Source organism: Arthrobacter crystallopoietes BAB-32 (assembly GCF_000328305.2).
Taxonomy (GTDB): Bacteria; Actinomycetota; Actinomycetes; order Actinomycetales; family Micrococcaceae; genus Crystallibacter; species Crystallibacter crystallopoietes_A.
The window spans coordinates 1-5,101 of record NZ_ANPE02000166.1 but is presented as its reverse complement, the minus strand read 5'-3'; the positions used below and the strand labels follow the sequence as shown (position 1 = coordinate 5,101).

Annotated in this window: 5 protein-coding genes; 4 read left to right on the top strand and 1 reads right to left on the bottom strand. The window is 69.7% G+C overall.

The window, feature by feature from the left end:
• From D477_RS13555 to D477_RS13545, 3 genes are all read left to right on the top strand, one after another.
• A partial coding sequence (locus D477_RS13555; RefSeq protein ID WP_005270079.1) for a 3-oxoacyl-ACP reductase occupies positions 1-927 on the top strand: 927 nt, incomplete at its 5' end.
• Positions 924-1,823: a MaoC family dehydratase gene (locus D477_RS13550; protein ID WP_005270078.1), complete on the top strand. Its 900-nt coding sequence runs from the start codon at positions 924-926 to the stop codon at positions 1,821-1,823. The genes D477_RS13555 and D477_RS13550, both read left to right, overlap by 4 nt.
• 62 nt (positions 1,824-1,885) lie before the next feature.
• On the top strand, positions 1,886-3,118 hold the full coding sequence (locus D477_RS13545; protein ID WP_005270077.1) for a kynureninase: 1,233 nt from the start codon (positions 1,886-1,888) through the stop codon (positions 3,116-3,118).
• Here the strand turns inward: D477_RS13545 and mshA are convergent.
• Positions 3,105-4,343 carry a D-inositol-3-phosphate glycosyltransferase gene (gene mshA, locus D477_RS13540; protein ID WP_005270076.1) on the bottom strand — a complete coding sequence of 413 codons (1,239 nt, stop codon included), beginning with the start codon at positions 4,341-4,343 and terminating at the stop codon, positions 3,105-3,107. The genes D477_RS13545 and mshA overlap by 14 nt on opposite strands.
• A gap of 126 nt (positions 4,344-4,469) precedes the next feature.
• Between mshA and D477_RS13535 the strand changes: the two genes are divergently transcribed.
• The gene (locus D477_RS13535; RefSeq protein WP_005270075.1) at positions 4,470-4,955 is read left to right on the top strand and encodes a DUF2231 domain-containing protein; all 486 of its coding nucleotides are present in this window, start codon (positions 4,470-4,472) and stop codon (positions 4,953-4,955) included.
• The last annotated feature ends 146 nt before the right edge of the window (positions 4,956-5,101 follow it).

Genomic DNA, 5,101 nt, shown 5'->3' with positions numbered 1-5,101 from the left:
CTCCGCTCGCTCGCCCGCGAGCTGCGTGCGGGCGCGACGGCGAACGGCATCCTGCTGGCCGACGGGGTCCAGGCGACCGCTCCGAGTGCGTTGGGCGGCCTCCACTTCCTGCTCTCCGGCCGCAGCGCCTACGTGGACGGCCAGTTCCTGTCCGTCACATCGCCCGGCGGCGCACTACCGGAGGACGTCGACTCGCCGCTGGCCGGCAAGACCGCGGTCGTCACCGGCGCGGCCCGCGGAATCGGCGCGGCCATCGCAGCCGTGCTGCACCGCGACGGCGCGCGCGTCATCTGCGTCGACCTGCCGGCTGCAGGCGAAGAACTGGCCAAGGTCTCCAATTCCACCGGCGGCACCGCGCTGCAGCTGGATATCACCCGGGACGATGCCGGCGCGAGGATCCTCGAGCACGCGGCCAGCCGCTATGGCGGTCTGGACATCATGGTGCACAACGCGGGCATCACCCGGGACAAACTGCTGGCCAATATGGACCAGTCGCATTGGGACTCGGTGATCAACGTGAACCTGGCCGCGCAACTGCGGATCAACGAGGCTCTGCTGGCCTCCGCTTCGGGCGCACCGAGGGTTGTCTGCCTGGCGTCGACCAGCGGCATCGCCGGCAACCGGGGGCAGACGAACTATGCAGCTTCGAAAGCCGGGGTGATCGGCATGACCGCCGCCTCCGCTGCCGCCTTTGCGGACCGCGGCGGGGCCATCAACGCCGTCGCCCCTGGCTTCATCGAAACGGACATGACCGCCCGAATCCCCTGGGGCACGCGCGAGGTGGCCCGCCGGATGCTGCCCTCCCTGCAGCAGGGCGGGCTGCCGGTGGACGTGGCGGAAGCGGTATCCTTCCTGGCCGGTGCGGCGGCCGGCGGGGTGAACGGCCAGACGCTGAGGGTCTGCGGGCAAAGCCTGGTGGGCGCATGAGCAGCATCGAAGAAGTCCGGCTGGAGGAATTGCCCTCGCTGTCACGCCTCTACATGAGTGCGGCCTCCACCGCTGCCCGGAGCAAGCTCGGCGCCCTGGAACGTCCCCTGGAAGTGCCGGCAGCCCGGCATACAGTGCACGGCATCCAGGTCAGCCTGGAGCATGTCACCCGGTTCCAGCACCTGCTGCAGGGCACCGTCCGGGACAGCCTGCCCTCCGTCTTCGTGCATTCTGCCGCGTTCCCCGTGGCGATGAGCGTCCTCGCACGCAGCGATTTCCCGCTGCCGCTGCTGGGCATGGTGCACCTGTCCAACAAGGTCAGGCACCTGCGGAGCATCCATTTCAGCGAGCCGCTCGAGATTTCAGCCTGGGCCGAGAACCTCTCCGGCCACTTCGCCGGGACGCAAGTGGATCTGCGGCTGGACGTGAGCTCGGCTGGTGAAACCGTGTGGGACGGCACCTCCACGTACCTGGCCAAAGGCGTGTTCCTGCCCGGGCTCGACAAGCAGACCCGGCCGCAGTACGAGGACTTCATTCCGCCCCGGCCCACGGCGACCTGGCGGCTGGGACCGGAGGCAGGGCGGGAATACGCCGGTGTGTCGGGCGACTTCAATCCGATCCACCTCAGCTCGCTCTCGGCCCGGATCCTTGGGCTCAAGCGCTCGATCGCCCACGGCATGTACCTGGCCTCGAGGGCGCTGACGAGCATCGAGTCGGTCGCCGCCGAGAGGTTCGAATGGGAGATCGGCTTCGCCGCGCCGGTCTTCCTCCCGGCCACCGTGGCGGTGCGGATCGAGGACGAGGAGGCCAACGGCCGCTGGAGTGGCGCCCGCTTCGTCGGCTGGGGAGAGCGCAGCCACCGCAAGCACTTCCACGGCAGCGCCCGCGCGCTGTAGGGCCGGGCCGGTGTCCGGCCGGACCGTGGGACCCGGGCCGGATTGATGCGTAAGCTGGCCACATGACCGAAGCCACCAGCCTCACGCGGCGCGCCCGCCAGCTCGATGATGCAGATCCTCTGGCTTCCTGCCGCAGGCGCTTCGTCGGCCACGACGACCCCGCCGTACCGGCCTACCTGGACGGCAACTCCCTGGGCCGGCCGCTCGCGGCAACGGTCGATCGCGTGCAGGACCTGCTGGTCACCCAATGGGGCGGCCGGCTGATCCGCGGCTGGGACGAAGGGTGGCTGGAACTTCCCCTGAAGCTGGGCGACGAGCTCGGCCGCGTGGCCCTGGGCGCCGCGCCCGGGCAGTGCATGGTTGCGGATTCGACCACGGTCCTGCTGTACAAGCTCCTCCGCGCTGCGCTCACGGCGAGGCCGGACCGGAACCGCGTGGTGATCGACCGGGACAACTTCCCGACGGACCGTTATGTGCTGGAGGGTATTGCGGCCGAGTGCGGCTTGGAGCTGGATTGGCTTGAGGTCCCGTACGACGGCGGCGCGGACGCCGAACTGGTACGTTCCGTTGTGGGGGACAAGACGGCCCTCGTGGTGCTCAGCCATGTGGCCTACCGCTCCGGCCATCTGGCCGACATGCCGGCGATCACGACAGCGGTGCAGGAGGCCGGCGCGCTGATGCTGTGGGATCTGTGCCACTCGGTCGGCGTGGTCCCGGTGGAACTGGACGCCTGGGGCGTCGATTTTGCTGTCGGCTGCAGTTACAAGTACCTCAACGGCGGCCCCGGCGCCCCGGCGTGGGCGTACGTCGGCAAGAGGCACCAGCAGCTGAGGCAGCCGATCCAGGGCTGGCTGGGCAGCGAGGATCCCTTCGGGATGGGCCAGGGCTACCGACCCGCCGCGGGTATCCGCCGGTTTGCCAGTGGAACACCGCCGATCCTGGGGATGACGGCCATCGCGGACATGGTCGCACTGATCGGCGAGGTCGGAATCACGGCGATCCGGGAGAAGGGCAAGGCCCTGACACAATTTGCGCTCGAGGCGACGGACGAACTGTTGGCGCCGCACGGCGTCGTACTTGCCTCACCGAAGAATCCGGAAGAGCGCGGCAGCCACATCACCATCGACCATCCGGCGTTCCGCGGAATCACCGCCCGGCTGTGGGCACGCGGCGTCATCCCGGACTACCGGAACCCGAACGGCCTGCGCCTCGGGCTCTCGCCGCTGTCCACCAGCTTCACCGAGGTACTGCACGGCGTCACCGCGATTGCCGAGGAGCTGGCTACACGGGGCTGAAATGGTCCATGGCGTGCTGGTAACTGTGCACGGTCAGGGCCGCGGTCTGCTCCCAGCCGAACGCTGCCGCATGGATGGCCGCGTTGCTGCCGAGCTGTGTCCGGAACGCGGGATACTCGAACAGCTCGCCGAAGGCGGATGCCCAGTCGTCGGGGGCATGCCCGTCCACCAGCAGCCCGGTGACCCCGTGGCTGACGGCCGAGGGCAGGCCACCGACGTTCGTAGCCACCACCGGCGTGCCGCACGCCTGGGCCTCCAGTGCCACCAGTCCGAACGATTCGCTGAAGGACGGCACAGCGACCACGTCGGCGCTGCGGAAGTGCCGGGCCAGCTCCTTGGCGGTGACCGGGGGAAGCAGCCGTACGCGCCCGGCCAGGCCCAGCTCGTCGATCTGCTGGCCCAGATCCAGCGGATTGGCACCGCTGGCGTCGCCAATGATGGTCACCTGCAGCTTCAGCCCCGGGCGCTGCCGGAGCAGCCGCGCCACCGCGGCCAGCAGGACCTGGGGGCCCTTCAGTGCCTGAATCCGGCCGGCGAAGCAGATATGGAAAAGGCCGTCGTCGACCCCTGCCTCCCGCCGGTCCAAGGCACGGCCGGCCGGATGGAAGACCGCCAGATCCACCCCGGGCGGGACCACGTCGATCCGCTCGGGCGCGGTGCCGTACAGCTCCTTGAGCTCGGACGCTTCGGTCAGCGTGTTGGCCACCAGCCGGGCCGCGCCGTCGGCAATGTCCTGTTCACCGCGGATGCGCACCGGTGGTTCGGCGGCCTCTCCCGGCTGCAGGTGGAGGTTCTTGACCTTGGCCATGGTGTGCATGGAATGGACCAGCGGGACCTGCCAGTCGCGCTGCAGTTCCAGTCCGACGGTGCCGGAGAGCCAGTAGTGGGAATGGATCACATCGTACCGGCCGGCGGCATCCGCGTCCGCGAACCGGCGCAGGTCCGCGGCCAAGCGGGGCAGGCGCAGCGGAAGGTCCTCCTTCGCCACCGTATCGGCGGGAGCTCCGCCCAGGTGGACCACTCGGACGCCGGGGCGCGGCCGCTCCACCTGCGCCTGGCCCTCGAACGTCGAGCGCGTGAAGACGTCCACCTCGGCACCCATTGCCACCAGCTCGCGGGAGACCGCGCGCACGTAGACATTCATGCCGCCGGCGTCGCCGCCGCCGGGGACCGCGAGCGGCGAAGTGTGCAGGGACAGGACCGCAATACGGCGCAGCGGGCGCATGGGTTTCCTTTCCCTTGGAGCGAGGACTCAGGGAAATACTCTACCGCTGCTGAACCTTTTGCCGCCGCGGCAGCGTCTGAGCCAGTAGGCGCCGTCCGCACCGCCGGTGCCCGAAGGGGGATCGAGATGGAATATCAGATCGACGGGCTGCCGCTGCATGTGCTCCTCGTGCACGCCACCGTGGTCTTCGTCCCGCTGGCGGCACTGTGCACTGTGCTCTCCGTGGTCTGGCCCGCCGCACGCCGCCGGCTCGGCATCGTGACACCGCTGCTCGCCCTGCTGGCCTTGGTCCTGGTTCCGCTAACGCAGCAGGCAGGCAACTGGCTTGCCGAGCGGGTGGAACAGACCCGACTGGTGGATGAACATCAAGCGCTGGCCGACCAGATGCTCCCGTGGGCCGCGGCACTTTTCGCCGTGGCCGCCGGCCAATGGCTGTGGTTCCGTTTCCGGAGGTCCCGCGCCGGGCGTCGGGGCGCTGGACAGCGCGTCCTGGCGGTCATCGGGGTGCTGATCGCGCTGGCCGTGTCCGCCGGAACGACGGCGATGATCATCCAAGTGGGCGAATCCGGCAGCCGCGCAGTCTGGCAGGGCTCCTTCCAGCAGGACCCGTAGCCGGCAGTCAGTGCATGGTGAACCGTCGGGCGAGCAGGTCCCCGGTTCCGGGCCAGCGGAGCACGGCGGACAGAACCTCATTGCGTGCTGCCAGCAGCGGGGCCGGCAGCGGGCGGCCCAGCGCCATGTTCACGTGGGCCTGCCCG